A 26,120-nucleotide genomic window follows, 5' to 3' on the forward strand; every position below is an offset into this window, starting at 1 on the left:
AGACCTCCGGGCATCAACTGCCTGTGTATGCACACCGGTCAGCGGAGTCACCGGCACCGCACAGGTTCTCGTGACCGAACGATTACCCACGGTGGCAACCACCCCCGCCCCCATCGTCGTGTACATGATCGGTCAATCGATCATCAGCCGCCGAGCACGGCGAGTACAGGGGGGACTGTGCTGCGCATTCACTTCACGCCCGAGGATCTGAGACAGGTCAGGATCGCGGCGGGGCCCGATCCGCTGTGGGAGATCTCGCTCAGCCTGCACCGGCTGCGCAACCGGCGGGGCCGGTGGGCGTTCGCCGGGTGGTACCGGGCCGCGCGGGGGCATCTGTCGGGGACGCCGCTCGGGAACGCGGTGCTCAGACAGGTGATGCCGGTCGTGCCGCAGGCCGCGTACTACCCGGACTTCCTCACCCCGTACGAGGGGTGCGAGGGACTGGACGCCGGGCTCGCCGCGATCGTCGACACCCCGCCCGACCGGGTCGAGCGGGAGATACGGACCCTCGACCGGATCGTCGGGGCACCGGCGTGGGCGCTGCGGCTCACCGAGCGGGAGACCCGCCTGGAGCTCACCCGGACCCTGCGCTCCTACTACGACACGGCGATCGCTCCGCACGCCGACCGCATCCAGGCCCGGATCGACAACGAACGGGCGTTACAGGCAAGGGCGTTCCTCGACGGCGGGATCGACGGGCTGCTCGACGGCCTGTCCCCGGCGCTGCGGTGGCGGGCGCCGGTCCTGGAGGTCGACTACTGCGAGGACCGCGACCTGTACCTCGACGGGCGGGGCCTGCGGGTCGTCCCCTCCTACTTCTGCTGGAACACTCCGACCTCGCTGGCGGACCCGGGCCTGCCGCCCACCCTGCTCTACCCCCTGTGCCACGACCGGACCCCCGAGTCCGAGCGGCAGCAGGACGACGTGTCGCTGGGCGCGCTGCTCGGACGTACCCGCGCCGCCGCGCTGCGGGCGCTCACCGGCGGCGCCACGACCTCCGAACTGGCCCGCGCCCTCGGCATCTCGGCGCCCACGGCCACCCATCACGTCACCGTGCTGCGGGAGTCGGGCCTCGTCACCAGCGAGCGGTCCGCCAACACCGTGCTGCACACCCTCACGCCGGTCGGCGCGGCCCTGCTGCGGCTCCGGCAACGCTCCCTCGACCTGGGTCTTTCGAGGCAGATCAAAAGTCCTGCCGCTCCCCCTGGCCCCGCTGACATCGTGTGACGCACGCCGAGCGAAGAGCCCGGCGGACACACCGAACACAGTGAACACGCCGAACACAGTGAACACGCCGAGCACACAAGGCACTTCCGACGCACGAACAGAACAGAACGGGGAGTTCATCATGGTCGTACGCAAGCGAGTCGCCCTGGCCGCCTCCGCCGCCCTCGCCCTCGGCGGCCTCACCGCCGCCCTCACCCCGGCGCAGGCCGCTCCGGCCGGGGACACCCAGGCCGCCGCGGTGAGCTACTACCTCAAGTTCGACAAGGGCACCAACACCAACTCGAAGCTCTACCTGATCAAGAAGTCGGGCAGCACCGAGACCAAGCTCGCGAGCTACCGCGCCGGTTCCGGTGTCATCACCAACCCGTGCGCCACCGGCCAGGGCTGGCTGCCGAACGGCACGTACACCATCAAGGCGTACCACACGAAGTACAACGGCTCCCTGATCAAGGGCTACGCCTTCCAGCTCTCCGACAAGAAGTGCTCCAACGGCACCAAGCGGACCGAGCTGTTCATCCACAGCGAGATGACCAAGAACGGCGGCCAGGGCACCACCGAGCCCACCCGCTGGGACGGCAACAGCGACTACAAGTCCGCCGGTTGCATCAAGCTCAAGCCGGCCGACATCAAGAGCCTGTACACCAAGGCCAAGAACGTCGGCTTCCCGACCAGCCTGAAGGTCGTCAGCTGACCGTCCCGCGGAACGCACCGAACTCCCCATGCGCGCATGGGGAGTTCGGTGTATCTCTCTATCGGAATCAGACGCCTTCGCGCAGATACAGATCCCGCAGCAGGCCGATCTCGCCGCCGTGATGCGTGACCTCTTTGAAGGCGTGCAGCGCGAGCTTCAGATAGGTCTCGTCGGCCCAGCCGCCGGGGCCGATGCCTATCGGGGCCAGCAGGCGTTCGTCGCCGAGGGCCGCGATACGGGAGATGAAGTGCTCCCAGTCCTCGGCGAGCGCCTGGATGCCCTCCTCGGCGGTGCCCGGCCACGCGTCGCGGTCGCCGTACTCGGGGGTGTCCTCGAAGAAGTGGATGACATAGCCGCGCAGGCAGAGGCTGCCGATGTGCCAGATGCGCCAGGCGATCGTCGTGACGGGGTCCGGCTCCTCCGGGCCCGATTCCGGGATCAGCTCGGCGACGCGGAAGACGCCGTCGTCGCCGGGCTCGATGCTGATGCAGTCGCCGACCGGCTCCCAGAGGTACTCGGCGTCGGTCAGTCCCTTCATGCGCTCGAACAGCCGGAACCGCACGTTCTCGAAGGCCGCGAGCAGGTCGCGCGTGACGGGGTCGGGAACGATCGGCTCAGCCATGCCAACTCCAGGACTCGGTGATGATCGGGGCGTCGTCACGATGCTGCCAGGTCCCTGTGGATCACCTTCGCCACCCCCTGGATCGTCGTGATCCCGTAGTTCATCGTGCTGTTGCCATGGGTCAGCACCGTGATCATGTAGTCGTGGCCGCCGCCCTTGAACGTGCCGACGCTGTGCACCCGCCAGCCGTGGGTGGAGCGTTGCAGCCAGCCGTTCTTGACGTGGACGAGGACGCCGGAGGGGGTTCCGTAGGGGGTGCCCCAGCGCTGCGAGGAGACGACGTCGCCCATCAGCTTGCGGATGTACCAGCGGGAGTCGTCGGTGAGGACCGTGTTCCGGGCCGTGAGCAGCTTCATCAGCTTCTGCTCGTCGGTGACGGTGATCTGGGTCAGGCCCCAGTAGCCGTTGGCGCCGGGCTTGGTCTGGGTCATGTTCGCCGCGGTGAGGAATCCTTTCACCTTGGTCACGCCGAGCTGCTTCCACAGGGTGGAGGTCGAGGCGTTGTCCGACTTGGTGATCATGGCCGTGGCGAGGGACTTCTCGCGGCTGGTCAGCGCCCTGTCGTGCTTCTGCGCGTCCCAGAGCAGCGTGGCGAGGACGGTGACCTTGACGACGCTCGCGGAGTCGTAGGCCGTCGCGGAGCGGAGCGTGCAGGTGGTGTTCGTGGTGCGGTCGTAGAGGCCGACCGCGATGGTGCCCTTGCGGTTCGCGAGAGCGGACGTGATGTCCCGCTTCAGCTTGTCGGCGAGGCCGGCCTTGGCCGACGTACAGCTGACACTCGGCGTGGTCGCCGCGGCGGCCGGTGTGGCGGCGGCGACACAGGCGACGAGTGCGGCCCCCGCCACCCATCTGGCACGTCTGGCGCGTCTGGATATCCCCGTATTCATGCCCTGTTGACGCATGGGTTCGTGGGAAAGGTTGTACGAGTTGGGGAATGGATGTGCGAGCCGTTACTCCCTCCTTTGCGAATTCACAGGCGGCGACAAGGTCCGGCACAGCGCGCACCCACCCCTGGTCCGCACGATGACCGGGTGACATCTGCCACCGATCCACACCCCCACACCCAGCCCGAGTCCGAGCCCGAGTCCCAGTCCGAGGCCACGGCCGTGTCGTCCGACTGGCCGCCGCCCGCCCCACCCGCGGCGACCCCGGACAAGGCACCCCGCTGGTCCCTGCCCGCGCTGCTCGCGATCCTCGCCCTGGCGGCGGTCCTGTACTCCTGGAACCTCTCCGGATCCGGCCTCAACAGCTTCTACAGCGCGGCCGTGCTGAGCGGCACGCAGAGCTGGAAGGCGTGGTTCTTCGGTTCGCTGGACGCGGGCAACTTCCTCACCGTCGACAAGCCGCCGTTCGCGCTGATGGTCATGGGCCTGTCGTGCCGCGTCTTCGGCTTCGGCACCTGGCAGATGATGCTGCCGATGATCCTGACGGCCCTCGGCTCGATCTGGATCGTGCACTCCTCCGTGAAGCGCGTGTGGGGCCACGTCGCGGCGACCGTCGCCGCCCTGGTCCTCGCCCTCACCCCGATCACGGTCGCCATCAACCGGGATAACAACCCCGACACCCTGCTGGTGTTCCTGATGGCGGCGGGCGCGGCCCTCGCCCTGCGCGCCACCCGTGACGGCAAGCTGGCCCCGCTGCTCGGCTCGGCGGCCTGCTTCGGCCTCGCCTTCAACACCAAGATGCTCCAGGGGTACATCCCGCTGCCGATCGTCTTCGCGGTCTACCTGTACGCCGCCAAGCCGAAGCTGGTGAAGCGGATCGTCAACCTGCTGCTCGCGGGCGTGGTCCTGGCGGTCTCCAGCTTCTGGTGGGCGGCCGCGGTCTCTCTCGTCCCCGCCGACTCCCGCCCGTACATCGGCGGTTCGACGGACGGCACCGCCTGGAACCTGATCATGGGCTACAACGGCCTGGGCCGGATCTTCGGCGGCGAGGGCAACGGCGGTGGCGGCGGAGGCGGAGGCTTCTCCGGTACGGCGGGCATCGGACGCCTCTTCAACGACATCCTCGGCGGCCAGATCTCCTGGCTGATCCCCTTCGCGGCGATCGCCCTGATCGGCGGCCTGGTCCTGTGCGGCCGCGCCCCGCGCACCGACATGACCCGCGCCGCGCTGATCATGTGGGGCGGCTGGACCGGCCTGCACTACCTGACCTTCGCCATGGCCGAGGGCACCATGCACCCGTACTACACGACCGCGCTCGCCCCGGGCATCGCGGCCCTGTGCGGAGGCGGCGGCGTGATGCTGTGGCGTGCCTTCCGCGCCGACAAGCGGTGGGCGTGGGTGCTGCCGCTCGGGCTCGGGGTCACCGCGATCTGGGCGGCCGTCCTGCTGCGGCGGGCCTCCGGCTGGAACACCTGGCTGTGGCCGACGATCCTCGTCGTCATGGCGCTGGCGATCGTCGGACTGCTCCTCTTCCGCGCCGGCGGCAACACCAACAAGGCCCGGCTGCTGGCCGCTTCCGTCGCCGCGGCGGTCGTCGCCTCGGTCGCCGGTCCGGCCGCGTACGCCTGGTCGGTACCGTCCGGAACGGGCGGCGGCATGGGCGGTACGAACCCGACGGCCGGTCCCTCGACGGGCAACGGCGGCTTCGGCGGAGGCGGTGGCGGCCGGGGCGGGATGCCCGGCGGCAACGGTGGCGGTCCCGGCGGCAACCAGCAGGACGGCCAGCAGAACGGTCAGCAGGACGGGCAGAACAGCCAGGCCGGCGGTCAGGCCGAGGGCGGGTTCCCGGGCGGGGGCCAGCAGGGCGGCGGCCAGAACGGCGAGATGCCGGGCGGCGGTCAGATGATGCCCGGCGGCGGCACCGGCGAACTCCCCGGCGGTGGCCAGGCGGGCGGCGGTACGCCCCCGGGCGGCACCGGCGAGGACGGCACCTCCGGCGGCACCCAGAACCAGGGCGGCCCGGGCGGCATGACCGGCGGCGGTGGCGGCATGGGCGGTGGCGGCGGGATGGGCGGCGGCGCCAGCAGCGAGCTCATCGCGTACCTGAAGAAGCACCAGGACGGCGCGACCTGGCTGCTCGCGGTGTCCAGTTCGCAGAGCGCCGCGCAGCTCATCATGAGCAGCGGTGAGCCGGTGATCTCCATGTGGGGCTGGTCCGGCTCCGACCAGGCGATGACGCTGGCCAAGCTCAAGGAGCTGGTGAAGGCGGGCAAGCTGCACTACATCCAGGTCGGCAGCGGCGGCATGGGCGGCGGCCCCGGCGGCGGCTCCAGCCTCAGCACCGAGGTCACCGAGTGGGTGCAGAAGAACGGCACGGCGGTGAAGGAGAGCGAATACAGCTCGAATTCGACGTCGGGCACGTCCGGTTCGACTGACACTTCCGATTCGTCGGACACGTCGAACCAGTCGAGCTCGTCGTCCATCTACCGCCTGGACGCCTCTGACGTGAGCTGACGCCACCGCGCCGACGCGACCCTCAACGGCCCCCGACCGAAAGGCAGGGGGCCGTTTTGGTATGTCAACTCGCGTAGATCGGGGGCGATATGCCGTTTCCGGTCACCTGATCGACATCTCCAAGCCATTTACAGGGGCTCATGTCCATGTCACGCTCCCGTTTGCCCGCTCCATTCAACACGCGTAGAACGGACACCCCCGATGCCCGTGAACCCCATGCGCACGCGCCGCGCGAGGACCCTCGCGCTCGCCATATCGGCCGCCCTCGTCGGCCTCACCGCCCCCACGCTGACCGCGACCCCGGCGGCGGCGACCACCACGGCGTACGACTCGACGTACTACAAGAACGCGATCGGCAAGACCGGTACGAGCCTGAAGTCCTCGCTGCACACGATCATCAGCAGCCAGACGAAGATCTCGTACTCCGCGGTCTGGAACGCCCTCAAGGTGACCGACCAGGACCCGAACAACAGCAGCAACGTGCTCCTGCTCTACAGCGGTGTCTCGCGCAGCAAGTCCCTCAACGGCGGTGACGTCGGCGACTGGAACCGCGAGCACACCTGGGCCAAGTCGCACGGCGACTTCGGCGAGGTCACCGGTCCCGGCACCGACCTGCACCACCTGCGCGCCTGTGACGTCCAGGTCAACAGCACCCGCGGCAACCTGGACTTCGACAACGGCGGCAGCACCGTCACCAACGGCGGCGGCAGCCTCGTCGACTCCAACTCCTTCGAGCCGCGCGACGCGGACAAGGGTGACGTGGCCCGCATGATCCTCTACATGGCCGTGCGCTACGAGGGCGACGACGGCTTCGCCGACCTGGAGCCCAACGACTCCGTCGGCAACGGCTCCAACCCGTACATGGGCCGCCTGTCCGTACTGAAGGCCTGGAACGACGAGGACCCGCCGAGCGCGTTCGAGGAGAACCGCAACCAGGTCATCTACGACACCTACCAGCACAACCGCAACCCGTTCATCGACCACCCGGAGTGGGTCGAGGCGATCTGGTAGTCGCAGTCGGTGAAATGTCGAACTCCCCACACGAAGTGGGGAGTTCGACGCTTTTACGCCGTCAGTGCCGTACTGGCCCGGCCGCTCAACCCAGATGCGTCGGCGCGAACATCCGCAGCACCGCCGGTAGTACGACCACCGAGGGCCCCGGCGCCGCGAGCGCCTTCGCCAGGTCCGCCTCCAGTGTCTCCGGCGAGGTCCGCACCCCGGGCACGCCGAACGACTCGGCCAGCGCCACATAGTCGGGCCGGGTCAGCTCGGTCGCCGTCGCCTCGCCGAAGGCGTCGGTCATGTACTCGCGCAGGATGCCGTAGCCGCCGTCGTCGACGATCAGCCACGTCACGTTCAGGTCGTACTGCCGTGCCGTCGCCAGTTCGGCGATCGAGTAGAGGGCACCGCCGTCGCCGGACACCGCCAGGACGGGCCGCGTCGGATCGGCCGCCGCCGCGCCGAGCGCCGCGGGGAAGCCGTAGCCCAGGCCGCCCGCGCCCTGGGCCGAGTGCATGTGGTTGGGGCCCTTGGCGTCGAAGGCCGACCAGGCCCAGTAGGCCAGAATCGTCATGTCCCAGAAGGACGGGGAGTCGGCGGGGAGGGCACGGCGTACCGACGCCAACACGTCCTGTTCCAGGGTGAGTTCCTGGGCGGCGATACGGTCCGCGACACGGGCCAGTACCTCACGCACCCGCTCCGGCGCCCCCTCGTCCTCCCGCTCCCCCACCGTCTCCAGCAGCGCCTGCAAGGCCAGTCGCGCGTCCGCGTGGATGCCCAGCGCGGGGTGGTTGGACTCCAGCTTGCCGAGGTCCGCCTCGATCTGGATGACCCGGCCGCGGGGCTTGAACGTGTGGTAGTTCGAGGACAGTTCACCGAGGCCGGAGCCGACCACCAGCAGGACGTCCGCGTCCTCCAGGAAGTCGGTCGTGTGCCGGTCCTCGATCCAGGACTGGAGGGACAGCGGGTGGTTCCAGGGGAACGCCCCCTTGCCGCCCGGTGTCGTCACCACCGGGGCCTGGAGCACCTCCGCCAGCTGGCGCAGCTTGCCGGACGCGTCCGCCCGTACGACTCCCCCGCCCGCGATGATCGCCGGACGTTCCGCCCGCGACAGCAAGTCGGCCGCCACCGCCGTCAGTTCGACACGCGGCGGCAGTTCCTCCGGGAACGCGTCGCCGCCCGTCACCACCGGGATGGACGTCTCGGCCAGCAGCACGTCCTGCGGGATCTCCACCCACACCGGCCCGTGCGGGGCGGTCAGCGCCGACTTCCAGGCCGCCTCGATCGCGGAGGGGATCTGGGACTGGGTGCGGACGGTGTGGACGGACTTCACCACGCCCCGGAAGGAGGCGGACTGGTCCGGGAGTTCGTGGAGGTAGCCGTGCCGGCCGCCGCCCAGCCCGGCGGAAGGGATCTGACTGCTGATCGCCAGGACGGGGGCCGATGCCGCCGCCGCTTCCTGCAACGCCGCGAGAGACGTCAGCGCCCCCGGCCCCGTCGACAGCAGCAGCGGTGCCGCCTCACCCGTGATCCGGCCGTACGCGTCCGCCGCGAACCCGGCGTTGTTCTCCACCCGCAGACCGATGTACCGCAGCGACGACCGCCGCAGCGCGTCGAACATGCCCAGCGCGTGCTGGCCGGGCAGCCCGAAGACGGTGGTCGTGCCGAGCGCGGCCAGCGTCTCCACGACCAGGTCTCCGCCGTTGCGCCCGGCGGGCGGGTTCAGGGCAGCCGAAATCTGTGCCTCCGTCGGGCGGAGCACCAGGTCGTGGTCGTGGGTCACTTCGCTTCCGAGTCCTTCCGGGCCGCCGCGATCTGGCGGGACATGATCGTGGTCAGTTCGTACGCCGTGTGGGACGCGGCCACCGACGTGATCTCCGCGTGATCGTACGCGGGGGCCACCTCGACGACGTCGGCCGAGACCAGGTTGCAGGACGCCAGACCGCGCAGGATCTCCAGCAGCTCCCGGGAGGTCATGCCGCCGGCCTCGGGCGTGCCCGTGCCGGGCGCGTGGGCCGGGTCCAGGCAGTCGATGTCGATGGAGATGTAGAGCGGACGGTCGCCGATGCGCTGGCGCAGCTGGTCGGCGACCTCGTCGGCGCCCCGGCGGTAGACGTCGGAGGACGTCACGATGCCGAAGCCGAGCTTCTCGTCGTCGGTGAGGTCCTGCTTGCCGTACAGCGGGCCGCGCGTACCGACGTGCGAGAGGGCCTCGGTGTCGAGGATGCCCTCCTCCACCGCGCGCCGGAACGGGGTGCCGTGCGTGTACTCGGCGCCGAAGTAGGTGTCCCAGGTGTCGAGGTGGGCGTCGAAGTGGAGCAGCGCCACCGGACCGTGCTTCTTGGCGACCGAGCGGAGGAGAGGGAGGGCGATGGTGTGGTCACCGCCCAGGGTCATCAGCCGCGCCCCCGTCCCCAGCAGGTCGTCGGCCGCCGCCTCGATGGTCTCCACGGCCTCGTGGATGTTGAACGGGTTCACGGCGATGTCCCCGCCGTCCGCGACCTGGGCGAGGGCGAACGGGGACGCGTCCTGCGCCGGGTTGTAGGGGCGCAGCAGCCGGGACGCCTCGCGGATCGCGTTGCCGCCGAAGCGGGCGCCCGGCCGGTACGAGACGCCCGAGTCGAACGGCACGCCCACGACGGCGACATCGGCGCGGCCGACCTCGTCGAGGCGGGGCAGCCGGGCGAAGGTCGCGGGCCCGGCGTACCGCGGGATGCGGGAGGAGTCGACGGGGCCGCGGGGCGTCTCGTTGCTGCTCATGAGGTACTGCCTTCTTTCCTGCGCTTCCTCGCGCACGGAGGGTTTTGTACTACTTCACTACTTCTTGTACGACTCTACTGGGGAGCCGGGACTGGTTCAGACACGAGTTCGGGTGACCGTCCGGCGAGCCGCTCGCGCCAGGCGGCCAGTACGGCGGCGTCGGTCGCCGGGGTCGCCAGGGAGACGACCACGTACACGGCCAAGGACGACAGCAGGCCGTAGTAGACGGGCTCGTTCGCGAGGATGCCGTAGGACGCCATCAGCCCGATCACCGCGAGGCCGCCGACGACGACCGAGGCGAGCGCGCCGTACACCGTGCCGCGCTTCCACAGCAGTCCGCCGAGGATCGGGACGAGGAGCCCGCCGACGAGGAGGTTGTACGCCACGGTCAGCGCCTCGACGACGTTGTTGAGGGCGATCGCCGTGCCGATCACGCCGAGGCCCATGACCAGGATGAAGACACGGTTGCCCGCCACTTCGTCCCGCTCGCCGTCCGGGCCGCCGGTGACCTTGCCGCGCAGCCGCGACCAGATGTCGTTGTTGGCCACGGTCGCGCAGGCGATCAGCGCGCCGGAGGACGTCGACATCACTGCCGCCAGGGCCGCGGCGAGCACCAAGCCCCTTACGCCGACAGGCAGTTCGTCCTTCACGATGGTCGCGAAGGCGTCGTCCGCGTTGGCGAGGTTCGGGTAGAGGACCTTGGCCGCCGTACCGATGACGGCGCCGGCGAGGGCGTAGACGAGACAGTAGGTACCGGCGACCGTGCCGCCCCACTTCGCCGTCTTGTCGCTGCGGGCGGTGAAGACGCGCTGCCAGATGTCCTGACCGATGAGCATGCCGAACGTGTAGATCAGCACGTACGTGAAGATCGTCTCGCCGCCGATGCCCAGCGGGTCGAAGTACTCGGTCGGCAGCTTGGCCTTCATCTCGCCGAAGCCGCCCGCCTTGACGACGGCGATGGGCAGCAGGAGCAGCAGTACGCCGATGGTCTTGACGACGAACTGGACCATGTCCGTCAGAGTGATCGACCACATGCCGCCGAGCGTGGAGTAGGCGACGACGATCGAGCCGCCGAGGATGATCGCGACGGTCCGGTTCATGTCGAAGAGGACGTCGAAGATCGTGGCGTACGCGATGGTGGACGTCACCGCGAGCATGAGGGTGTACGCCCACATGACCAGGCCCGAGATGACCCCGGCCCGGCCGCCGTAGCGGAGGTCGAGCATCTCGGAGACGGTGTAGACCTTCAGGCGGGCGATGCGGGCGGAGAAGAAGACGGACAGGGCGAGCAGTCCGAGGCCGATGGTGAAGACCATCCAGGCGCCGGAAAGGCCGTACTGGTAGCCGAGGCCGACGCCGCCGATGGTGGAGGCGCCGCCGAGGACGATGGCGGCCATGGTCCCGGAGTACATGGCGGGCCCGAGCCGTCGCCCCGCCACGAGGAACTCGCTCTTGGACTTGGCTCGGCGCATGCCCCACCAGCCCATGGCCAGCATGCCGAGCAGATAGACAACGATCACTGTGTAGTCGACGGCCACAAGGCCCTCCCCTCTTTGCGGCTAAACCGCCGCCGCTCTCGCGGACCTGGTTGCTCGCCGCGGTGGTTCCGCAATGGGTGGCTGAGCTCGCTCGGGAGTTGACCCTAGGTGGCCCCAGAGGGCCGCGTAAGTGTACTTTTCACACACTCACGCCCGATCAAATAGATGGAACGCACACCATGCCGGACCCGGCCGTCCCGCCCACCCCACCCGTCCCGCTGGCCGCACTCCTGGCCCGCGAGGACCTCGCACTGCGGCAGATCGCGGGCCCCGTGGACCCGGCCGCCGTCATCCACTGGGCGCACACCTCCGAGATGGCCGACCCGTACCCCTATCTGCTGGGCGGCGAGCTGCTGCTCACGGCGGGCGTGCACGTCCCGGAGGCGGCGGGCTCGGGGGCGTACTTCGACGGCTACGTCTCCCGGATCGTCGCGGCGGGCGGCGCGGCGCTGGGCTTCGGTCTGGCCCCGGTGCACGACACGGTCCCCCGCGCCCTGGTGGCCGCCTGCGACGCCTACGAGCTCCCCCTGATCGAGGTCCCGCCCCAGACCACCTTCTCCGGCGTCGCCCGCGCGGTCTGGCAGCTCATGGCCCAGGCCCGCCTCGCCGAACTCCGTCGCGTCACCGAGGCCCAGCAGAGCCTGGCCGCCGCCGCGTCCCGCCCGGACCCGGTGCCGTCGGTACTGCGCCAGCTGGCCCAGCGGGTCGGCGGGCAGGCGGTGCTGTACGGACCGGAGGGGGGTGAGCTGGCGGCGGCCGGGAGAGAGCCGGGCGGCGAGGTGCGGGGCGCGCTGACGGAACTGGCGGGGGTGGTGCGGCCGGGACCCACCTCCACCTCAGGCACCCCCACCTCACCCACCCCCACCTCCGCCACCGACAAAGTCTCCGACACCCACCTCGCCGCCTACGCCCTCGGTGCCGGTCAGGGCTTCGTTCTCGGGGTCGCCGCCCCGCACCGCGACCCCGGTGACCACACGATCGCCTCCGTCGCCGCCGTGCTGCTCTCCCTGCTCACCGGCGAGCACCAGAGCGGGTCGGGGGCGGCGCGGTCCTCGGCGCTGGTGCGGCTGTTGCTGGGGGCCGGGCCCGAGGACGTGGCCGGGCTGCTGGGGGCCGGGCGGTGGGTCGTGGTGCACGCGCGGCCGTACGCGCACGCGCCCGACGCCGTCGCCGCGTCCGCGCTGGGCGCCGCGCTCGGCTCGCCGCTGGTCGACCTCGCGGAGGACGTCGTACGGGTCCTCGTGCCGGCCGATCGTGAGGCGCGGCCGCAGCCCGGCTGGACGCTGGGCGTCAGCGCGCCCGCGCGTCCGCACGAGTGGCCCGCCGCCGACACCCAGGCGGCGCGTGCGCTGGCCCGTGCCCGGGCGAACCGGAGCGAGCTCGTCCGCCATGACGCCCGGCCCGGCCTCGCCGCGCTCGTCCCGCCCGCCGAGGCCGAGGCACACGCGCGTGCCCTCCTCGCGCCGATCGCGGACTCCCCCGCCCTCACCGAGACCCTGCGCACCTGGCTGTCCCTGCACGGGAGTTGGGACCGTACCGCCGTCGCCCTGGCCGTGCACCGCAACACCGTCCGCCAACGCGTCGCCCGTTGCGCGGCGCTGCTGGGCACCGACCTCGACGACCCCGACGTACGCATGGAGTTGTGGTTCGCGCTGGGCCGGGACCTGCGACAGTGACCCCCGAGTGACCCGCGTCCCAGCGGCCGGTACAACCGGCACGACCACCGCCGCCTGCCTCACAATGGACAGCATGCCGATACCCGGGACCCCCAGCCGCGCAGAGCTCGTCGACCACCTCGTACGGACCCGCATCGCGGGCGATGTCGCGACGCCCCGCGAGAACAACCTCTCCCACTACCGCCAGCTGGCCAACGGCGTCCGCAACTTCTGGCTCGGCCTGGAGCTCGGCGACCGCTGGACCGACGAGCAGGACGTGCTCGCCGTGATGGCGGAGCGGGTGGGCGTGAACGACGACCCGGAGTACCGGTACGGCCAGGACACCATCGACCCCGAGCTGACCGTGGACGGCCTCGACCGGATGGCGGCGCGGCTGCGGAAGGCCGCCGACGGACAGCAGCGGGTGCTGTTCGCGACCGGTCACCCCGGCGGGCTCCTTGAGGTCCATCACTCCACCGCCGCCGCGCTGCGCGCCGCCGGCTGCGAGATCGTCGTCATCCCGGACGGGCTCCAGACGGACGAGGGGTACGTCATGCAGTTCGCGGACGTGGCGGTCCTGGAGCACGGGGCGACCCTGTGGCACACCCACTCCGGCGAGCCCATGAAGGCCATCCTCACCGCCCTGGAGCGCGAGGGCCGCCCGCTGCCCGACCTCGTCGTCGCGGACCACGGGTGGGCCGGTTACGCCGGTCAGCACGGCGTCGACTCCGTCGGATACGCCGACTGCAACGACCCGGCACTCTTCCTCGCCGAGGCCGAGGGGACCGTCCAGGTGACGGTACCCCTCGACGACCACGTCCTGAGCCCTCGCTACTACGACCCGATGACGGCGTATCTGCTCGCGGAAGCAGGCCTGTCCTAGCGCGGACCAGCGGACTAGATGCCGGCGATCGAACCCGGGGCTCGTTCCGCGCGGGCGAGCCCCCGGATCACGTCCACCGTGCCGTGGCGGCGGACGGCGAGCCGGGCGAGGAGTTCGACGACGGGGGCGGTCGCCCGCTCGGGGAACGCGGGGGTCGGCAGACCGACGCTGTGGGCGAGGTCGTCGGCGTGGACGACGAGTTCCATGAGCCGGGTGAGCAGGAAGTCGTCGAGGGTGAGGGACCAGTCGCCCCAGGACCCCATCCGCACCGGCCGCCCGGCGGGCACGGCCGGCAGCGCGTCCCGCAGCCGCGCGAGCGCCTCGTCGGCCCGCGCGAGGACCGCCTCGGGCCCGTCCTCCGCCAGGGCCTCGCCGCCCTTGCGGATACGGACGTTGGTGTCGCCGTCGACCCCGGCGTCCAGCCAGGTCGCCCGCTCCAGGTAGTACTCCCGCAGGCTCACCACCGGCTCCCGCGGCTCCGGCGCGTCGAGCAGGTCCGGTACGGCCCGCGTCTGCCAGCCCGCGTGCGCGGCAAGGCCTCCGACGCTGAAGTCGGCGAGCGCGCTCGGCTTCTCCCAGGCGGCGGCGACGGCGGGCTCGGCCAGCAGCCCCGCGACGACCTCCCCGGCCGCCAGGAAGGCCTCCCGGATCCGTTCGCCCCGCCAGTTCCATGTCTCTTCGGTCGTACGTTTGTCGGTCCTGAGCTCGTCGGTCATGGGCCCATCCAACCCCGCCCGACAACGGCGGCTCAACCGGCTTTCACCGGGCGCGAGTTGCCCTCACGGCCAGGGATTCAGCCCCTCCTCCCGCTGCTGCACGAACCCCGGCGTCGGATCCAGATACACCCGGCTCACCCCCGGGAACACCGCCCGCAGCCGCTGCTCGGCCTGCTCGCAGGCCCACTCGATCTGGGCCGCCGTGGACACGTCCCGGAAGTCGACCTTGGCCGCGACCAGCGCCTCGCGCGGCCCCTGGACCAGCGTGGTCAGCTCCAGTACGGCCTCGACGTGCTCCACGGCCAGCAGTTCGGCCCGGATCCGCTCCCGCATGGGCGCGGGGAGGGGCCGGCCGATGAGGAGTTCGGCGTTGGAGCGGCCGAGGACCCAGGCCACGCAGAGCAGCAGCAGCCCGATGAGGAGCGAGGCGACGCCGTCCCAGACGCCCGAACCGGTGAGCTGCCCGCCGAGCAGCCCGCCCGCGGCGAGGACGAGGCCGATGAGTGCCGCTGAGTCCTCCAGGACGACGGCCTTCACGGCGGTGTCGGGGGTGTGGCGCAGATACGTCTTCATGGGCGCCTCGAAGCGGGCCGCCTCGCCCCGCGCCTGCTTGAGCCCGGTCCGCAGCGAGTAGCCCTCCAGCAGGAAGGCCACGCCGAGCACGATGTACGACACGAGGGGGTCGCCGAGTTCCTCGCCCGCGACGAGGGTGTGGATGCCGTCGTAGAGCGAGAAGACGGCGCCGCCGACGAAGGTGGCGACGGCGGCGAGCATGGCCCAGATGTACCGCTCGGGCCCGTATCCGAGGGGGTGTTCCTCGTCGGCGGGTTTCTCGCTGCGCTTCAGCGCGGCGAGCAGCAGTACCTCGGTGACGGTGTCGGCGACGGAGTGCGCGGCCTCGGACAGCATCGCGCTGGACCCGCTGACGACTCCGGCGACGGCTTTGGCCACGGCGATCCCCAGATTGGCGACGGCGGCCACGACGACCGTGAAGGTCGACTCGCCGCCGCCGTTCTCCTCTGCTCCCATGCCCCTCAGTGTGGGCGAGGTGCGCGGACCACGCCTTCCTGGATGACCGAGATGGCGAGCTGTCCGTCCTGGGTGTAGATGCGGGCCTGCCCGAGCCCGCGGCCGCCGTGCGCGGACGGCGACTCCTGGTCGTAGAGCAGCCATTCGTCGGCGCGGAACGGCCGGTGGAACCACATCGCGTGGTCGAGGGAGGCCCCGACGACGTCGTTGACCGCCCAGCCGCCGCGTCCGTGCGCGAGGAGGATCGAGTCGAGGAGGGTCATGTCGGAGACGTAGGTGGCGAGGACGACGTGCAGGAGCGGGTCGTCGGCGAGCTTGCCGTTGGTGCGGAACCAGACCTGGGAGTGCGGCTCGCGGGGCTCGCCGAACTTGCCGTACGGCGGCTCGTCGACGTAGCGCAGGTCGATCGCCTCGCGGGTCTCCAGGAACTTCTCCCTGACGTCCGCGGCGATGTGGTCGTAGCCGCTGATCCGTTCCGCGGAGGTGGGGAGGGTCTCCGGGTCGGGGGAGGCCGGCATGGGGGCCTGGTGGTCGAAGCCTTCCTCGTGCTTCTGGAAGGACGCCGACAGCGCGAAGATCGGCTGGCCGTGCTGGACGGCGACCACGCGGCGGGTGGTGAAGGAGCGGCCGTCGTTCATGCGGTCCACCGTGTACACGATGGGCGCGCCCGGGTCGCCGGTGCGCAGGAAGTACGCGTGGAGGGAGTGGGCGAGGCGGTCCTCGGGGACCGTCCGCCCGGCGGCGACGAGCGCCTGCGCCGCGACCTGGCCGCCGAAGACACGCGGAACGATGGCGGGCCGGGACCGGCCGCGGAAGATGTTCTCCTCGATCTGCTCCAGGTCGAGCAGATCGAGGAGACCCTGTAGTGCCTGACTCATGCAGTCATTTCTACTGGTCAGTAATTGCGGGGACCTTACAGGCCCATGTCCTTCGCGATGATCGTCTTCATGATCTCGCTGGTGCCGCCGTAGATGCGGTTGACGCGGTTGTCCGCGTACAGGCGGGCGATCGGGTACTCGTTCATGAAGCCGTAGCCGCCGTGCAGCTGGAGGCAGCGGTCGATGACGCGGTGCGCGACCTCGGTGCAGAACAGCTTCGCGGAGGCGGCCTCGGCGGGGGTCAGCTCACCGGCGTCCAGGGCCTCCAGGGCGCGGTCGGCGACGGCCTCGGCGGCGTCCACCTCGGCCTTGCAGGCGGCCAGCTCGAACTTGGTGTTCTGGAAGGTGGCGACCGGCTTGCCGAAGACCGTGCGGTCGGTGACGTACTGCTGGGCGAACCGGACGGCGGCCTTGGCCTGCGCGTAGGCGCCGAAGGCGATGCCCCAGCGCTCGGAGGCGAGGTTGTGGCCGAGGTAGTAGAAGCCCTTGTTCTCCTCGCCGAGGAGGTCCTCGACGGGCACCTTGACGTCGACGAACGCCAGCTCGGCGGTGTCGGAGGTGCGCAGGCCCAGCTTGTCCAGCTTGCGGCCGATCGAGTAGCCCTCGGACTTGGTGTCCACGGCGAAGAGGGAGATGCCGTGGCGGCGGTCCTCGGCGGTGGGCGCGGCGGTGCGGGCGCAGACGATCACGCGGTCGGCGTGGACGCCACCGGTGATGAAGGTCTTCGAGCCGTTGAGGACGTAGTGCGTGCCGTCCTCGCTCAGCTTGGCGGTGGTCTTCATGCCCGCGAGGTCGGAGCCGGTGCCCGGCTCGGTCATCGCCAGGGCCCACATCTCCTCGGCGGAGACGAACTTGGGCAGGAACCGCTTCTTCTGCTCGTCGGTGGCGAGCATCTTGATGTACGGCAGGCCGAGCAGCACGTGCACGCCGGAGCCGCCGAAGTGGACGCCCGCGCGGGCCGTCTCCTCGTACATCACGGCCTCGAACTTGTACGAGTCGATGCCCGCGCCGCCGAACTCCTCCGGCACGTTGATGCCGAACAGGCCCAGCTCGGCCAGCTTGTAGTAGAACTCGCGCGGCGCCTGGCCCGCGGCGAACCACTCGTCGTAGACGGGGACGACCTCGGCCTCGATGAAGGCCCGGAGGGTCTCCCGGAACGCCTCGTGATCCTCGTTGAACACCGTACGGCGCACCGCCGCCACCTCCACCTGGCTCAGGGTCGCTTGTCTAAGCGCTTGCTCAGACATCAAAGGTACCGGCCGGTAGGGAGACGCGCCAGAGGAGCCCCTCCGTAACGCTCGTCACTCCACTCCTGAAGCCCCGCCAAGGGCCCCGAAGGCACCCCGCGCCATCCGGTGCAGCAGCTCCGCCGTCGCTCCCCGCCCCGGCAGCGACCCGGGGCGGCCCAGGTGTGGCGTCGAGTTCAACAAACCGAACACCGAGTGCACGGCCGACCGCGCGGAGGGTTCCGGCACCCCCTGGTACACCTCCCGCACCACCCCCACCCACAGCTCGACGTACTGCCGCTGGAGCTGCCGTACGAGCTTGCGGTCGCTGTCCCGCAGGCGGTCCAGCTCGCGGTCGTGGAGGGTGATGAGCGGGCGGTCGTCCAGGGCGAAGTCGATGTGGCCCTCGATCAGGGAGTCGAGGACGTCCGCCGCGGTAGAGCCGTCCGCCTCGGCCAGCCGCCGCCTCGCCCCCCTCAGCAGCTGCTCGCTGATCCCCACCAGCAGCTCCGCCAGCATCGCGTCCTTGCCCGCGAAGTGCCGGTAGAGACCGGGACCGCTGATGCCGACCGCGGCGCCTATCTCGTCGACGCCGACGCCGTGGAAGCCGCGCTCGGCGAAGAGCCGCGCGGCCTCCTTCAGGATCTGCTCGCGCCGGGTGGGGGAGTCGGTTCTGGTGGCCATGAGGGCAATTCTAGACAGGGAGGTTAGCGGTCGTTAACCTGAAGGAAATGCGTTAACGCTCATTAACAAAGTGAGGGGATCGCGAGGATGGATCAGGCACCGGAGCTGACGAGCGCGGCGGACCCCGCGTCGGAGGCCTGGCGGGCCAACGAGCGGGGCCACCGGCAGCTGGTCGAGGAGTTGCACGCCAAGCTCGCGGCCGCCCGGCTCGGCGGCGGCGAGAAGGCGCGCGCCCGCCACACCGCGCGCGGCAAGCTGCTGCCCCGGGACCGCGTCGACACCCTCCTCGACCCCGGCTCACCCTTCCTGGAGCTCGCGCCGCTCGCCGCCGACGGGATGTACGAGGGGCAGGCACCGGCCGCCGGGGTCATCGCCGGGATCGGCCGGGTCAGCGGGCGCGAGTGCGTGGTCGTCGCCAACGACGCCACCGTCAAGGGCGGCACGTACTACCCGATGACGGTGAAGAAGCACCTCCGGGCCCAGGAAGTGGCGCTGGAGAACCGCCTCCCCTGCATCTACCTCGTGGACTCCGGCGGCGCCTTCCTGCCCATGCAGGACGAGGTCTTCCCCGACCGCGAGCACTTCGGGCGGATCTTCTACAACCAGGCCCGGATGTCCGGCGCCGGCATCCCGCAGATCGCCGCCGTCCTCGGCTCCTGCACGGCGGGCGGGGCGTACGTCCCCGCGATGAGCGACGAAGCCGTCATCGTCCGGAACCAGGGCACGATCTTCCTCGGCGGCCCGCCCCTCGTGAAGGCCGCCACCGGTGAGGTCGTCACCGCCGAGGAGCTGGGCGGCGGCGAGGTCCACTCCCGGATCTCCGGCGTCACCGACCACCTCGCCGAGGACGACGCCCACGCCCTGCGCATCGTGCGGAACATCGCCGCGACCCTCCCCGCGCGCGGACCGCTCCCCTGGGACGTACGGCCCGCGACCGAGCCCAAGGTCGACCCGTACGGGCTCTACGGCGCCGTCCCCGTCGACTCCCGCACCCCCTACGACGTACGCGAGATCATCGCGCGCGTGGTCGACGGCTCCCGTTTCGCGGAGTTCAAGGCCGAGTTCGGCCAGACCCTGATCACCGGCTTCGCCCGGATCCACGGCCACCCGGTCGGCATCGTCGCCAACAACGGCATCCTCTTCTCCGAATCCGCCCAGAAGGGCGCCCACTTCATCGAACTGTGCGACCAGCGCGGCATCCCGCTGGTCTTCCTCCAGAACATCTCCGGCTTCATGGTGGGCCGTTCGTACGAGGCCGGCGGCATCGCCAAGCACGGCGCCAAGATGGTCACGGCCGTCGCCTGCACGCGCGTGCCCAAGCTGACGGTGGTCGTCGGCGGTTCGTACGGCGCCGGCAACTACTCGATGTGCGGGCGGGCGTACTCCCCCCGCTTCCTGTGGATGTGGCCCAACGCCAAGATCTCCGTCATGGGCGGCGAGCAGGCCGCCTCCGTCCTCGCGACCGTCAAGCGGGACCAGTTGGAGGCGCGCGGCGAGGACTGGCCCGCGGAGGCCGAAGAGGCCTTCAAGGATCCGATCCGTGCGCAGTACGACCGTCAGGGGAACGCTTATTACGCGACAGCCCGCCTGTGGGACGACGGGGTCATCGATCCCCTGGAGACCCGGCAGGTGCTGGGGCTGGCCCTGACCGCCTGCGCCAACGCGCCACTGGGCGACCCCCAGTTCGGCGTCTTCCGGATGTGAGGACCCATGTTTGACACAGTGCTTGTCGCCAACCGGGGCGAGATCGCGGTCCGCGTCATCCGCACCCTGCGCGCGTTGGGCGTCCGAAGCGTCGCCGTCTTCTCCGACGCGGACGCCGACGCCCGGCACGTCCGGGAGGCCGACACGGCCGTACGCCTCGGCCCGGCACCGGCCGCCGAGAGCTATCTGTCGGTGGAACGCCTGCTGGCGGCCGCCTCGTCGACGGGCGCGCAGGCCGTCCACCCCGGCTACGGCTTCCTCGCCGAGAACGCGGCCTTCGCGCGCGCCTGCGCCGACGCCGGACTGGTCTTCATCGGACCGTCCGCCGAGGCCATCTCCCTGATGGGCGACAAGATCCGCGCGAAGGAGACGGTGAAGGCGGCGGGCGTCCCGGTGGTGCCGGGTGGAAGGGACCCGGAACTGGCGGCCGCCGCATGGGAATTGGGCCCACCGGTGCTGCTGAAGCCCTCCGCCGGTGGTGGCGGCAAGGGCATGCGCCTGGTCAGGGACCTGGAGTTGCTGGACGACGAGATCGCCGCCGCCCGCCGCGAGGCCCGCGCCTCCTTCGGCGACGACACCCTCCTCGTCGAACGGTGGGTCGACCGCCCCCGGCACATCGAGATCCAGATCCTGGCCGACGGCCACGGCAACGTCGTCCACCTCGGCGAACGCGAGTGCTCCCTCCAGCGCCGCCACCAGAAGATCATCGAGGAGGCGCCGAGCGTCCTGCTGGACGAGAAGACCCGCGCGTCGATGGGCGAGGCGGCGGTCCAGGCGGCCCGCTCCTGCGGCTACCGGGGCGCGGGCACGGTGGAGTTCATCGTCCCCGGCGGCGACCCCTCCGCGTACTACTTCATGGAGATGAACACCCGCCTCCAGGTGGAACACCCGGTGACGGAGCTGGTGACCGGCCTGGACCTGGTCGAGTGGCAGCTGCGGGTCGCGGCGGGCGAGAAGCTGGCCTTCGGCCAGGAGGACGTACGGCTCACCGGGCACGCCGTCGAGGCCCGCATCTGCGCCGAGGACCCCGCGCGCGGGTTCCTGCCGTCGGGCGGCACGGTCCTGCGCCTGTCCGAGCCCCAGGGAGACGGCATCCGCACGGACTCCGGGCTCAGCGAGGGCACGGAGGTCGGAAGCCTGTACGACCCGATGCTGAGCAAGGTCATCGCGTACGGCCCGGACCGGCCGACGGCCCTCCGGAAACTCCGGGCGGCCCTCGCGGAGACGGTCACGCTGGGCGTGCAGACGAACGCTGGCTTCCTGCGTCGCCTGCTGGCCCATCCGGCGGTCGTGGCGGGCGAGTTGGACACAGGCCTGGTGGAGCGGGAGGTCGACGGGCTGGTCCCGGCCGGCGTACCGGAAGAGGTGTACGAGGCGGCGGCCGCCGTACGTCTGGAGGCGCTGCGGCCGAAGGGCGAGGGATGGGTGGACCCGTTCTCGGTGCCGAGCGGCTGGCGGCTGGGCGGTCAGGCCAGGCCGACGTCCGTCGATCTCCGGGTGCCGGGACTCGAACCCGTCACTCACCTCGCGCGCGGCACCCATGACGTCACCGCCGACCGGGTCTCCGTGACCCTGGACGGCGTACGCCACACCTTCCACCGCGCCGCCGACTGGCTGGGCCGGGACGGCGACGCGTGGCAGGTACGGGACCACGACCCGGTGGCCGCGTCACTCGTCGGGGCCGCGCACGCGGGCGCCGACTCGCTCACCGCGCCGATGCCGGGGACGGTGACGGTGGTGAAGGTCGCGGTCGGTGACGAAGTGGCCGCGGGCCAGAGCCTGTTGGTCGTGGAAGCGATGAAGATGGAGCACGTCGTCTCCGCCCCGCACGCCGGCACGGTCGCCGAACTCGACGTCACCCCCGGCAGCACGGTCGCCATGGACCAGGTCCTGGCGGTCATCACCCCGGCGGAGGAGGACCAGTGACACTCCCCATGGTCGTACCGTCCGCGGGCCTGCCCGCCCGGGTCCGCATCCACGAGGTCGGCGCCCGTGACGGCCTCCAGAACGAGAAGTCGACCGTCCCGACGGAGATCAAGGCGGAGTTCATCCGCCGCCTCGCCGACGCCGGCCTGACGACGATCGAGGCCACCAGCTTCGTACACCCCAAGTGGGTGCCCCAACTGGCCGACGCGGAACAGCTGTTCCCGCAGGTCGCCGACCTCCCGGTGGACCTCCCGGTGCTGGTCCCGAACGAACGCGGTCTGGATCGCGCGCTGGCCCTCGGGGCCGGACGGGTGGCCGTCTTCGCCAGCGCGACGGAGTCCTTCGCCAAGGCCAACCTCAACCGCACGGTGGACGAGGCGCTGGCGATGTTCGAGCCGGTGGTGGCCAGGGCGAAGGCGGCGGATGTGGAGGTCCGCGGCTATCTGTCGATGTGCTTCGGCGACCCGTGGGAGGGCGCGGTCCCGGTCCCCCAGGTCGTGAAGGTCTGCAAGGCGCTGCTCGACATGGGCTGCGACGAGCTGAGCCTCGGCGACACGATCGGCGTGGCGACACCGGGCCATGTGGAGGTGCTGCTGACGGAGTTGGGCGAGGCAGGCGTGCCCACCTCATCGATCGGCGTCCACTTCCACGACACCTACGGCCAGGCGCTGGCGAACACCTACGCGGCGTTGCAGCACGGCGTCACCACGGTGGACGCCTCCGCGGGCGGCCTCGGCGGCTGCCCGTACGCCAAGTCCGCGACCGGCAATCTCGCCACCGAAGACCTCGTGTGGATGCTGCGGGGGCTCGGCATCGACACCGGAGTCGACCTCGACCGTCTGGTCGCCACAAGCGTCTGGATGGCCGACCAACTGGGCCGACCCAGCCCGTCCCGCACCGTCCGAGCCCTGTCCCACAAGGAGCAGTGACCCGCCATGGACCACCGACTCTCCCCCGAACTCGAAGAACTCCGCCGCACGGTCGAGCAGTTCGCACACGAGGTGGTAGCCCCCAAGATCGCCGACTACTACGAACACCACGAGTTCCCCTACGAGATCGTCCGCGAGATGGGCCGCATGGGCCTGTTCGGCCTGCCCTTCCCGGAGGAGTACGGCGGCATGGGCGGCGACTACATGGCGTTGGGCGTGGCGTTGGAGGAGCTGGCACGCGTCGACTCCTCGGTGGCGATCACGCTGGAGGCCGGGGTGTCGCTGGGCGCGATGCCGCTCCACCTGTACGGCACGGAGGCCCAGAAACAGGAGTGGCTCCCCCGATTGTGCTCGGGCGAGATCCTGGGCGCGTTCGGCCTGACGGAACCGGACGGCGGCAGCGACGCGGGCGCGACCCGGACGACGGCCCGCCTGGACGAGTCGACGAACGAGTGGGTGATCAACGGCACGAAGTGCTTCATCACCAACTCGGGCACGGACATCACGGGCCTGGTGACGGTCACGGCGGTGACGGGGAGGAAGCCGGACGGCAAGCCGCTGATCTCCTCGATCATCGTCCCGTCGGGCACACCGGGCTTCACGGTGGCGGCGCCGTACTCGAAGGTGGGCTGGAACGCGTCGGACACGAGGGAGTTGTCGTTCCAGGACGTCCGAGTCCCCGCGTCGAATTTGCTCGGCGAGGAGGGCCGCGGCTACGCCCAGTTCCTGCGCATCCTGGACGAGGGCCGCATCGCGATCGCGGCACTGGCGACGGGGCTGGCGCAGGGCTGCGTGGACGAGTCGGTGAAGTACGCGAAGGAACGGCACGCCTTCGGCCGCCCCATCGGCTCCAACCAGGCCATCCAGTTCAAGATCGCCGACATGGAGATGAAGGCCCACACGGCGAGGCTTGCGTGGCGTGACGCGGCTTCGCGGTTGGTGGCGGGCGAGCCCTTCAAGAAGGAGGCGGCGCTGGCGAAGCTGTATTCGTCGACGATCGCGGTGGACAACGCCCGGGATGCCACGCAGGTGCATGGCGGGTACGGGTTCATGAACGAGTACCCGGTCGCCCGGATGTGGCGGGACTCCAAGATCCTGGAGATCGGGGAGGGGACGAGTGAGGTGCAGCGGATGCTGATCGCTCGGGAGTTGGGGTTGGTGGGCTGAGGGGGAATGGTCGCCGGCCCGCCGTGCCTGTGAGCGGGCCGGCACCGCCTTACCTGCCCAGCACCCGCCGCACCCGCCGGTTGTCGCCGACCGCGTCGAGGAACCGCCGCCCGGCACCGGCCTCGTAGGCCGGACCCTCCAGACGCAGCACCGCGCCATCGCGTACGACGGCGTAGGCGATCGGGGTGTCCGTCTTCGGGAGGGTGACCGGGTGGCGTCCGGTCGGGAGCTTGAGGCGGGCCGGGAGGCGCAGGTGAGCGATCGCGCCGTCGCGGACCAGTTCGGCGTCCGCCTTCACCGATGCGACGGTGACCTTGACGACGACGGGGGCGCTGTCGACTGCCGCCACGTACGGCAGTGGCAGCGCCTGTCCGTCACCCCGCTCGGCGTTCTGTCCGGCGGCGGCAGCCGTGTCGGTGCCGAACCTCCGCTGCCGCTGGTCCACATCGAGAGCGAGCTGCCCACTGCCCGTCCAGTACGGCAGCGCGAGCCGCCCGCCGGTCAGCGCCGGTCCGGCGGCCGGCTCGCCCGGGGTGCCGTCGCCGGTCACCCGGACCATACGGTCGACGCCCAGCAGTTGGACAAACGCCCATACGTCGTGCACGCCACGCTCCAGCGGCCGCCCGCCGGCGATCCGCTCCGGGTCGAGCCGCAGCCGCCCGGAGGCGACGACCTGCGAGCGTCCCTCACCGAGGGACTTCAGCCGTACGTCGAGGTCGCCCTCCGGGTACCACCAGTCCTCGCGGTCCCGGTCCTTGACGACCAGTTCCCCGTGCGCCAGCCGGAAGGGGTCGCGGACCTCCCAGCCGTCCTCCGTGCCGGGGACGCCGTCCAGCATCTCCGGGTCCAGCCACCACTTCCCGTCGCGCTCGACGATGACCAGAGGCTCGCCGTCACCGCGCAGGAGATCCAGCGTGACCTCGGCGACGAGACTGCCGTCCTCCCAGCGCAGGCCGCCGACCTGGCTGCGGGCCTTGACCTCCCGGACGCGCTCGGCCAGGGCGAAGGCCCCGTCGAAGTCACCGCGTTCGAGGAACTCGGCGCGCAGCCGGGAGACGGCCGGCAGCCCTTCCCGTACGGCCGCCGGGAACTCCGTCGTCGCCAGTTCGCGGGCGGCCTCGAACCGCTCCCGCTGCTCGGCCGGGTCCTCGCGCAGGATCTCGGGCTCACGGGTCCGGGAGAGGACCTCCACGTGGTAGAGGCGGTGAAGCAGCCGGTTCTGGAGGGCGTCGATGTCGTCGGAGGGGGTCGTCCCGTCCTTGATCTGGCGCACGATGGTGCGGGCGTTGGACCAGAAGCCGTGCCTCGGGTTGAAGCGGTGCTGGGTGTTGTTGCCGCCGTCGTCCCGCTTCATCCAGTAGTAGCAGGGGTAGTCGGCGAGGATCGAGATCCGCTCGGCCTTGAGGTAGGCGGCGCTGACGAAGAGCAGATCCTCCAGGATCCAGGGCCCCTCCGGGAATCGCAGCCCGTGCTCCTCGACGAAGGCCCGCCGGAACATCTTGTGCGGCGACATGCTCTGCATGAGCTCGTCGTTCTCGATCGTGCAGGCGTCCACGGTGTGCCGGAACAGGCGTCGGGGCCGGACCATCGTGCTGGACATCTTGCCGATCACGACGTCGGCGTCGTTGCTCTTCGCGTGCTCGTACAGCCGCTCCAGCGCCTCGGGCCCGAGCGTGTCGTCATGGTCGACGAACTGGATGTACTCGCCCTTGGCGTGCCGCATCCCGTGATTGCGGGGCGCCCCCGGCCAGCCCGAGTTGGGCCGGGTGTGCACCTGGACGTTCGGATGCGCGGCGGCGATCTTCTCCAGCCGGCCCAGCGTGTCGTCCGTCGAGCCGTCGTCGACGTAGATGACCTCGTACTCGTCGGCGGGCAGGCTCTGCCCGAGGAGTGACGGGGCGCACTCGTCGACGTACTTGCCCGTGTTGTAGACGGGGACGATCACGCTGACCTTGATTCTCGGCATATCACGGACTTTACCTGGCGGTCACATCCGTAAAGAGAGCACGACTGCCCAGCCGAACCGGCCCCGATCAACTGGCGCTGATTTCAAGGGAGTTGACCCACGTGAACCTTCACAGCCCCTGC

Annotated in this window: 21 protein-coding genes; 10 read left to right on the forward strand and 11 right to left on the reverse strand. The window is 70.7% G+C overall.

The window, feature by feature from the left end:
* Nucleotides 1-177 precede the first annotated feature (177 nt).
* Together ABZ928_RS26745 and ABZ928_RS26750 are read left to right on the forward strand one after the other, a co-directional pair.
* Nucleotides 178-1,227 (forward strand): winged helix-turn-helix domain-containing protein, encoded by a 1,050-nt coding sequence (locus tag ABZ928_RS26745; protein ID WP_361523870.1) that lies wholly within the window; start codon nucleotides 178-180, stop codon nucleotides 1,225-1,227.
* A 121-nt stretch (nucleotides 1,228-1,348) separates the two neighbouring features.
* Entirely contained in the window at nucleotides 1,349-1,918 is a 570-nt protein-coding gene (locus ABZ928_RS26750; RefSeq protein WP_361523873.1) for a L,D-transpeptidase, read from the forward strand.
* A gap of 67 nt (nucleotides 1,919-1,985) precedes the next feature.
* Here the strand turns inward: ABZ928_RS26750 and ABZ928_RS26755 are convergent, their stop codons facing one another.
* Together ABZ928_RS26755 and ABZ928_RS26760 are read right to left on the reverse strand one after the other, a co-directional pair.
* The gene (locus tag ABZ928_RS26755; RefSeq protein ID WP_361523876.1) at nucleotides 1,986-2,540 is read right to left on the reverse strand and encodes a DinB family protein; all 555 of its coding nucleotides are present in this window, start codon (nucleotides 2,538-2,540) and stop codon (nucleotides 1,986-1,988) included.
* 35 nt (nucleotides 2,541-2,575) lie between these two features.
* On the reverse strand, nucleotides 2,576-3,427 hold the full coding sequence (locus ABZ928_RS26760) for a serine hydrolase (protein ID WP_361523879.1): 852 nt from the start codon (nucleotides 3,425-3,427) through the stop codon (nucleotides 2,576-2,578).
* 144 nt (nucleotides 3,428-3,571) lie between these two features.
* On the opposite strand from ABZ928_RS26760, the gene ABZ928_RS26765 reads away from it, so the two are divergent.
* Together ABZ928_RS26765 and ABZ928_RS26770 are read left to right on the forward strand one after the other, a co-directional pair.
* Nucleotides 3,572-5,938, forward strand: coding sequence for a glycosyltransferase family 39 protein (locus ABZ928_RS26765; protein WP_361523882.1), 2,367 nt, complete (start codon nucleotides 3,572-3,574; stop codon nucleotides 5,936-5,938).
* Between the two features lie 201 nt (nucleotides 5,939-6,139).
* Nucleotides 6,140-6,949, forward strand: a complete 810-nt coding sequence (locus tag ABZ928_RS26770) for an endonuclease (protein ID WP_361523885.1) — start codon at nucleotides 6,140-6,142, stop codon at nucleotides 6,947-6,949.
* An 85-nt stretch (nucleotides 6,950-7,034) separates the two neighbouring features.
* Here ABZ928_RS26770 and ABZ928_RS26775 read toward each other — a convergent pair whose 3' ends face one another.
* From ABZ928_RS26775 to ABZ928_RS26785, 3 genes are all read right to left on the reverse strand, one after another.
* Nucleotides 7,035-8,720 carry a thiamine pyrophosphate-binding protein gene (locus ABZ928_RS26775; protein ID WP_361523888.1) on the reverse strand — a complete coding sequence of 562 codons (1,686 nt, stop codon included), beginning with the start codon at nucleotides 8,718-8,720 and terminating at the stop codon, nucleotides 7,035-7,037.
* Nucleotides 8,717-9,697, reverse strand: a complete 981-nt coding sequence (speB, locus tag ABZ928_RS26780) for an agmatinase (protein ID WP_361523891.1) — start codon at nucleotides 9,695-9,697, stop codon at nucleotides 8,717-8,719. Before speB ends, ABZ928_RS26775 begins: the two co-directional genes overlap by 4 nt.
* Nucleotides 9,698-9,771: 74 nt before the next feature.
* Nucleotides 9,772-11,235 (reverse strand): sodium:solute symporter, encoded by a 1,464-nt coding sequence (locus ABZ928_RS26785; RefSeq protein ID WP_361523894.1) that lies wholly within the window; start codon nucleotides 11,233-11,235, stop codon nucleotides 9,772-9,774.
* 179 nt (nucleotides 11,236-11,414) lie between these two features.
* Between ABZ928_RS26785 and ABZ928_RS26790 the strand changes: the two genes are divergently transcribed.
* Entirely contained in the window at nucleotides 11,415-12,911 is a 1,497-nt protein-coding gene (locus ABZ928_RS26790; RefSeq protein WP_361523897.1) for a PucR family transcriptional regulator ligand-binding domain-containing protein, read from the forward strand.
* Nucleotides 12,912-12,984: 73 nt separating this feature from the next.
* Nucleotides 12,985-13,773 (forward strand): phosphatase, encoded by a 789-nt coding sequence (locus ABZ928_RS26795; protein WP_361523900.1) that lies wholly within the window; start codon nucleotides 12,985-12,987, stop codon nucleotides 13,771-13,773.
* Nucleotides 13,774-13,787: 14 nt separating this feature from the next.
* Here ABZ928_RS26795 and ABZ928_RS26800 read toward each other — a convergent pair whose 3' ends face one another.
* From ABZ928_RS26800 to ABZ928_RS26820, 5 genes are all read right to left on the reverse strand, one after another.
* Nucleotides 13,788-14,489, reverse strand: coding sequence for a maleylpyruvate isomerase N-terminal domain-containing protein (locus ABZ928_RS26800; RefSeq protein ID WP_361523903.1), 702 nt, complete (start codon nucleotides 14,487-14,489; stop codon nucleotides 13,788-13,790).
* A gap of 63 nt (nucleotides 14,490-14,552) precedes the next feature.
* Nucleotides 14,553-15,518, reverse strand: coding sequence for a cation diffusion facilitator family transporter (locus ABZ928_RS26805; protein WP_361523906.1), 966 nt, complete (start codon nucleotides 15,516-15,518; stop codon nucleotides 14,553-14,555).
* Nucleotides 15,519-15,523: 5 nt separating this feature from the next.
* A complete protein-coding gene (gene tesB / locus ABZ928_RS26810; RefSeq protein WP_361523909.1) occupies nucleotides 15,524-16,396 on the reverse strand; it encodes an acyl-CoA thioesterase II in 873 nt (290 codons plus the stop codon).
* A 35-nt stretch (nucleotides 16,397-16,431) separates the two neighbouring features.
* Nucleotides 16,432-17,589, reverse strand: coding sequence for an acyl-CoA dehydrogenase family protein (locus tag ABZ928_RS26815; RefSeq protein ID WP_361524673.1), 1,158 nt, complete (start codon nucleotides 17,587-17,589; stop codon nucleotides 16,432-16,434).
* 108 nt (nucleotides 17,590-17,697) lie between these two features.
* A complete protein-coding gene (locus tag ABZ928_RS26820) occupies nucleotides 17,698-18,306 on the reverse strand; it encodes a TetR/AcrR family transcriptional regulator (protein ID WP_361523912.1) in 609 nt (202 codons plus the stop codon).
* A gap of 87 nt (nucleotides 18,307-18,393) precedes the next feature.
* Between ABZ928_RS26820 and ABZ928_RS26825 the strand changes: the two genes are divergently transcribed.
* From ABZ928_RS26825 to ABZ928_RS26840, 4 genes are read left to right on the forward strand one after another with little or no spacing between them, the layout of a single operon-like run.
* The gene (locus ABZ928_RS26825; protein WP_361523915.1) at nucleotides 18,394-20,010 is read left to right on the forward strand and encodes a carboxyl transferase domain-containing protein; all 1,617 of its coding nucleotides are present in this window, start codon (nucleotides 18,394-18,396) and stop codon (nucleotides 20,008-20,010) included.
* A gap of 6 nt (nucleotides 20,011-20,016) precedes the next feature.
* A complete protein-coding gene (locus ABZ928_RS26830; protein ID WP_361523918.1) occupies nucleotides 20,017-21,936 on the forward strand; it encodes a biotin carboxylase N-terminal domain-containing protein in 1,920 nt (639 codons plus the stop codon).
* Nucleotides 21,933-22,865 carry a hydroxymethylglutaryl-CoA lyase gene (locus tag ABZ928_RS26835; protein WP_361523920.1) on the forward strand — a complete coding sequence of 311 codons (933 nt, stop codon included), beginning with the start codon at nucleotides 21,933-21,935 and terminating at the stop codon, nucleotides 22,863-22,865. Before ABZ928_RS26830 ends, ABZ928_RS26835 begins: the two co-directional genes overlap by 4 nt.
* A gap of 6 nt (nucleotides 22,866-22,871) precedes the next feature.
* The gene (locus tag ABZ928_RS26840; protein WP_361523922.1) at nucleotides 22,872-24,032 is read left to right on the forward strand and encodes an acyl-CoA dehydrogenase family protein; all 1,161 of its coding nucleotides are present in this window, start codon (nucleotides 22,872-22,874) and stop codon (nucleotides 24,030-24,032) included.
* A gap of 49 nt (nucleotides 24,033-24,081) precedes the next feature.
* On the opposite strand, the gene ABZ928_RS26845 is transcribed toward ABZ928_RS26840, so the two are convergent.
* Nucleotides 24,082-25,998, reverse strand: a complete 1,917-nt coding sequence (locus ABZ928_RS26845) for a glycosyltransferase family 2 protein (protein WP_361523924.1) — start codon at nucleotides 25,996-25,998, stop codon at nucleotides 24,082-24,084.
* Between the last annotated feature and the right edge of the window lie 122 nt (nucleotides 25,999-26,120).

The organism is Streptomyces sp. NPDC046909 (assembly GCF_040644695.1).
Lineage (GTDB): Bacteria > Actinomycetota > Actinomycetes > Streptomycetales > Streptomycetaceae > Streptomyces.